Source organism: Chitinophaga sp. (genome assembly GCF_036566945.1).
Taxonomy (GTDB): Bacteria; Bacteroidota; Bacteroidia; order Chitinophagales; family Chitinophagaceae; genus Chitinophaga.
In genome coordinates this window covers 1-3,747 of record NZ_DATCVJ010001106.1, presented here as the reverse complement: position 1 = coordinate 3,747, position 3,747 = coordinate 1, and the positions used below count along the sequence as shown (strand labels likewise).

Genomic DNA, 3,747 nt, shown 5'->3' with positions numbered 1-3,747 from the left:
AAACAACCGTTTCATTTATAGGGCTGGAAGCACATCTCTATCCTATACTGGAACCGCTTGAAAAACTACAGGAAAACAACTACCGTCCCCATGTGGTAGCAGGACAGTTTAATACCCTGAAACAGCTGTGTATACAGGCCGTACAGGAAGCGATCAATATTTTATTATAGTCACACACCAGCATTACCGTACATTTTTCCTTGTTCAACGACAGTAATTCCCTGTTCACCGAAACCTACCCCAAACACCTCCTCTCTTGCTGTATTTTTACTGTAGAAATTAACACATTCATCATCTAATCAATTTAAAAGACAATTATCATGAAAAAAAGCCTGATCGCCGCTGTAGTAGTAATGAGCATTTCTGCTGCATCTTTCGCACAAGCACCAGCTGCTAAACCAGCTAAGAAAGAAAAAGCTAAGACTGAAGCTGCAAAACCAGCTGCTGATACTACTAAGAAAGCTGCAAAACCAGCTAAGAAAGCTGCTGCTGCTCCTGCTGCTAAAAAAGCATAATTTAAGCTATACAGCGTTTGAGTTAATAGTCCCGTCTACCTCAGGTTGACGGGATTTTTTGTCTTTGTTCAGAATTATACTGATTTTGATGATTTTCAGGATTATTTTCTTGTGATTTTTTTGATTTAAAAGGTGGGGGAAGATATAAGCGGATATTTTTTTAATCGCTTATATCTCCCCTCATCTTTTAATCTTTTATAATCCCCAAAATAAAATCGGGAGAATCATCATAATCAGTATAATCAGTATAATCCTGAACAAAGACAAAAAATCGCGCACATAAAAAAAGAGTCCACCTTGCGGTGGACTCTTTTCAATGATATGTATAGTCGCTGCTATTATTTCAAACCGTCCAGTTTCTTCTTCACTTCTTCTACTTTAGCAGTGTTGTTTTTGATCGCATAGATCTTCTGCAAAGCATATAAACAGCTTTCGTAGGTTTGTTTGTCGCTTGGTTCCAGGCTGCTGGCTTTAGCGGTAAAACCTGCATCTGCCTTTTCAAAGAAAGGTAATGCCTGGTTCATCAGACCTTCTACTTTTGTCTGTAATTCTTTTGCTTTAGGAGAGGATTGTTGTTTGCTATCCAGGCCGTTCAGTTCTTTGTTGAAAACAACTGCGCGGTTGAAGTACAGCGCACCCAGCTGGAAGTTAGCGGTAGCATCTGCAGGATTCATTTCGATGGCTTTTTTGTAAGCTGCTTCTGCTTTGCCGATCAGTTCTTCGTAATTAGCTGGTTTAGGAGCGTCATTACCTTTATCATCACGGGGATTAGCCAGGTTGTCTACACGGATAGCGTAGTCCAGTACTGCTGCTTCATCGGTTGGATTATCAGCCATTTTCTTTTCCAGCATACCGAGTAATTCGTTTGTTTTACCGGTTTTGCTGTAGAAAGCCATTTCCATATCGTTAAAACGTTTATCCTTAGGGAAAACCGTTTTAGCTGTTTCAATGGTTTTCAGCCAATTAGCCTGATCACCTTTTTCTTCATACAGTTGAGCCAGGATCACATAGAGGGCTGGTTCACCTTTGAATTGCAGGTCTGCCGCCTTTTTCATGTAAGTGAAAGCTTCGTCTTTTTTACCCGCCTGGTTAGCTGCGTAACCAGTGTAAAAAGTCAGTGCAGTATCTGTAGGAATGGAACCACCTAAATTTTTGCTGTTGTAGAAATCAGCTACTTCAAATGCTTTTTTGAAGTTGATCAGGGAAGAATCCCATTTCGCTTCGTTCAGGTTGGCATAACCGGCGTTGGCGATGGTAGCGTATACATTGAATAAAGGCTGGTTCATTTCCAGGACTGCCTCTTTCATTTTAGGATCTATTTCCAATGCTTTTTTGAAAGCGCTAAAAGCTTCATCAGCTAGGGCGGAGTTCTTTTGTTTGGTGCCCATTGCTTCGAGGATTTTACCATCCACCAGCCATGTTTTAGCTTCGTTTTTGGTTTTATCGTTCTGTAATGCTGCGTCAATATCCGCTTTGGCTTTTTCCAGATCTTGCTTCTTCAGGTTCTCATCCGCACTGCTAACTTTTGCCCGTTGCGCCATAACCGATACACCGGCCGTGCAAAAGAGAAGAGATACCAATAATTTTTTCATGCTTTTGTTTTTTTTAGTTGCTGATTACAATAAGAGTATGGTGCTCCAATAAATGATAATACAACCAGCAATCCTGTTACCACTAAGAGCTGGCTGTATTTTTTATCAGGAACAGGCAACGATTCTTTTCAAAGGAACCGTTGCCTGTTTTTTTTAACTAAGGTTTATTCGTTTGTTGTTGCTTCACCGGCGGTTTCTTCCGGAGGAGCATCATTGCTTTCATCAGCAGGCGTTTCGTCAGTGGCTACAGCAGGTGTTTCGCTACCTTCTACACCTTCTTCATCGTGGATTACTTCTTCTTCCTGTTCGTCCAGACGTGCTACGGCGGCAATTTCATCGTTGTCATCCAGGCGGATCAGTCTAACACCTTGTGTGGCACGACCTGCTTCGCGGATATCTGCAACAGCCATACGAATGGTGATACCTGATTTACAAGTGATCATCAGATCGTGTTTCTCTGTTACATCAAGGATGGCGATCAGATTACCGGTCTTTTCAGTGATGTTAATGGTTTTCACCCCTTTACCACCACGGTTGGTAATACGATACTCTTCGATGTTGGTACGTTTACCGAAACCTTTTTCGGAAACTACCAGAATGGTTTTTTGTTCGTCTTCTTTGTTAACACAAACCATACCAACCACTTCATCGTTGTCGCTATCTACCTCAATTCCTCTTACACCAATGGCGCCACGACCTGTGTCACGCACCGTTGCTTCAGGGAATCTGATGGCACGTCCACTTTGAATGGCCATCATGATCTGGCTATCACCTGTTGTCAGCTTAGCTTCCAGCAGTTCGTCGCCTTCATTGATGGTAATGGCATTTACACCGTTCTGACGCGGGCGGGAGAATTCTTCCACCATGGTCTTCTTGATGATACCTTTCTTGGTACAAAGTACAATATAATGGTTATTGATAAAATCTTTATCACTCAGGTCTTTGATATCAATAATGGCGCGGATTTTATCATCGCCAGGTAATTGAATCATATTCTGGATGGCACGTCCTTTACCGCTCTTTTCTCCGTCCGGGATTTCATAGACCTTCAGCCAGTAGCAGCGGCCTTTTTCGGTGAAGAACAGCATGGTATGGTGCGTAGAAGCCACGAACAGATGTTCGATATAATCCTCATCGCGTGTTTTACCACCAATGGCGCCACGTCCGCCACGTTTCTGCTGACGATAATCGTAGGCCGAAGTACGTTTGATATAACCCAGGTGAGAAATGGTGATGACCACATCTTCTTCTGCGATGATATCTTCAATTCTCATTTCGCTGGCGAGGTATTGGATTTCTGTTTTACGCTCATCACCAAATTTCTTCTTCACTTCTTCCAGCTCTTCACGGATGATTTTCATACGTAAGCTCTCATCATCCAGTACTTCTTTCAGATAAGTGATCAGCTTCATGATATCATCGTATTCAGCGCGGATCTTATCGCGTTCCATGCCTGTTAAACGTTGTAAACGCAGTTCCAGGATGGCTTTCGACTGTAATTCAGACAATCCGAATTCGCTCATCAGACCATCTTTCGCGATTTCCGGTGTAGCCGCCGCACGGATCAGGGCAATCACCTGATCCAGGTGATCCAGTGCAATGAGGTAACCAGCGAGGATATGCGCTTTTTCTTCTGCTTT

General features: G+C 42.6%; 3 protein-coding genes. 1 reads left to right on the top strand and 2 read right to left on the bottom strand.

Annotation, left to right across the window (positions count from 1 at the left end; genetic code table 11):
• Positions 1-320 precede the first annotated feature (320 nt).
• Positions 321-515: a hypothetical protein gene (locus tag VIP81_RS33225; RefSeq protein WP_331972501.1), complete on the top strand. Its 195-nt coding sequence runs from the start codon at positions 321-323 to the stop codon at positions 513-515.
• Between the two features lie 338 nt (positions 516-853).
• Here VIP81_RS33225 and VIP81_RS33220 read toward each other — a convergent pair whose 3' ends face one another.
• Both VIP81_RS33220 and VIP81_RS33215 read right to left on the bottom strand, forming a co-directional pair.
• Positions 854-2,107, bottom strand: coding sequence for a hypothetical protein (locus VIP81_RS33220; RefSeq protein WP_331972499.1), 1,254 nt, complete (start codon positions 2,105-2,107; stop codon positions 854-856).
• Between the two features lie 164 nt (positions 2,108-2,271).
• Positions 2,272-3,747, bottom strand: a 1,476-nt coding sequence (locus VIP81_RS33215; RefSeq protein ID WP_331972497.1) for a DNA gyrase C-terminal beta-propeller domain-containing protein, incomplete at its 5' end; no start/stop codon positions are given.

Coding starts and splice junctions, on each gene's coding strand:
- VIP81_RS33220 (WP_331972499.1), bottom strand. CDS start 2,107: ATGAAAAAATTATTGGTATCTCTTCTCTTTTGCACGGCCGGTGTATCG.
- VIP81_RS33225 (WP_331972501.1), top strand. CDS start 321: ATGAAAAAAAGCCTGATCGCCGCTGTAGTAGTAATGAGCATTTCTGCT.